3 protein-coding genes are annotated in these 1,841 nt (G+C 46.9%); all 3 read left to right on the top strand.

What is annotated here, in order from left to right; genetic code table 11:
- On the top strand, nt 1-570 hold a 570-nt coding region (locus P8O70_11965; protein MDG2197577.1), incomplete at its 5' end, for a hypothetical protein.
- 5 nt (nt 571-575) lie between these two features.
- A complete protein-coding gene (locus P8O70_11960) occupies nt 576-836 on the top strand; it encodes a hypothetical protein (GenBank protein MDG2197576.1) in 261 nt (86 codons plus the stop codon).
- A 481-nt stretch (nt 837-1,317) separates the two neighbouring features.
- A partial coding sequence (locus tag P8O70_11955; protein ID MDG2197575.1) for a hypothetical protein occupies nt 1,318-1,841 on the top strand: 524 nt, incomplete at its 3' end.

Raw genomic sequence — 1,841 nt, 5'->3', positions numbered from 1 at the left:
CAAGCCGCTAGGCTGCTGACCAAAGAGATGCAGGAATACTCCAGTGTCTATGTCTTTCCAATGAAAGTTTCGAAGACTCAGGAGATCACACCCTTTGCCCTTGCCTTCCAAGGACGACTACAACAAGAGCTAAAGACCGTGCTTAGTCCTGATCAAGCTAAGTATTGGTTGCATGGAAACTATGTAGTAGGCGACCAAGGGATGGAAATCACTCTGCATCTGAGCAAAGCGCAAAGTCATGCGATTAAGTTGACCAGATCCACATTTCTTGTGGCCACTGCCTATGCAGGCTTGCAAGCTGGACCAAGTCAGCCGGTCTTTGATGAATTGCTAAGAGAAGATGTGGATGTCTGGCTGGCTTCTGACTTTAGAGTTTCAATCAAGACGGATCGGGGGAGGGAGCAACTTCATTTTAGTGAGGGAGATGAGTTTGAGCTGCAGGTTAAGTTGAACAAACCAGGATATTTTTACATTGTTGGCCATACGTTCATGACGGACGAGCCGCTATCTTATCTGGTCGAACTGAACCAAGTATCCAGAATTCACCTAAACGCTTTATTCGGCATGTGACTGTTGTGGAAACAGGTGAGTGGATCGATCTTGGCAGGTTTGCTGTTCAGCCACCACTTGGTCGTGAAACCTTGCAGCTGATTGCTGCCCGAGAGAACCTCAGTCAATTCTTACCAGACTCAGCTCAGGATTCTGCTACACAGTTGTATGTGATTGATAGCGATCCTGTTGTGGCACTTGGAAAAACAAGGTCTCTGCTACAGAGTGACAAACTCCAAGGCTATTCAGCCGAAGCAGAGTTGACCTACACAACGTGGCCTCGTTGATTAGTGAGTAAAGCCCCATAGCTCTCATGCTACCAATTTGCTGTTCTCCCAATGTCCGCTCTCAACTTTCCCCTCTGGCCGAGTTAAGGTTCCCTCACCATTCCTTTTGCCGTTTTTAAATTCTCCAACGAAAACACGTCCATCCGGCCAGGAATAGATTCCTCGACCATGGAAACTACCTTCTTTGAATTCCCAGACATAGATCCGCCCATCTGGATAAGTGTAGGTACCCAGTCCGTTACATGGTTTGTTGATTGAGCTCTTATTATGCTTCTCAGAGATCTCAAAATTGATTCGTGTTATGACTATCCAAAACTAGCACTACATTTCGCCCTTCACGCACAAAATTAACCCAACTGATTTGTTCAATTTGTGTGGAATATGTTATATAAAACTTTTTTACCCACTCTAATTTTAGCGTGCAGCTTACTAAGACCTAGTCCTCTTTTAATGTTTTACCCAGAAAAAGCCACAGTACCGATTGTCTAAACTTTTAAACCGACTCACATTTCTCTGGATCCCACTCACCTTTCTGCTCACTACCTGCGCTCCGTTACCGGAGGAAGGGGAGTCCAGCAATCAGGTACAAGTCACCCTGACCCTGCAGCATCGAAGTGACGAGCGTGCTCAAAGAGCAGGCACCAGTTCACGGGCTACCGAGTTCATCGTTGTCGTTCCAGGGGGAACAGCTTTTTCTGAGGCAGGTCCAACTAACCCACTCACCTCAGGAGTCCTCGGTCTACCCTCCACTCAAATCACGCTCTCTTTAGAACTGAATACTCCCCTACGCCTCTTCATCTACCGCTACGCCACAGTCCTCACCTCTAATCAGCTAAACACCAAACTGACCAGCCAAACCCTCACCGACGGAGCCATTGATTACGGTGTTACTGACAATTTCACAATCTCTTCAGCCTCAAATGCCAAACAACTTGCCTTGACCGTCAAATTGCAGCGTGAAACCACTTTTCTTGATTCTGCTGTGCAGGGTCTCAGCTATACTGC

The sequence above is a fragment of the SAR324 cluster bacterium genome (assembly GCA_029245725.1).
Classification (GTDB): Bacteria; SAR324; SAR324; order SAR324; family NAC60-12; genus JCVI-SCAAA005.
Note: the sequence above shows the minus strand (reverse complement) of the source record. Positions and strands in the feature narration are given on the sequence as shown.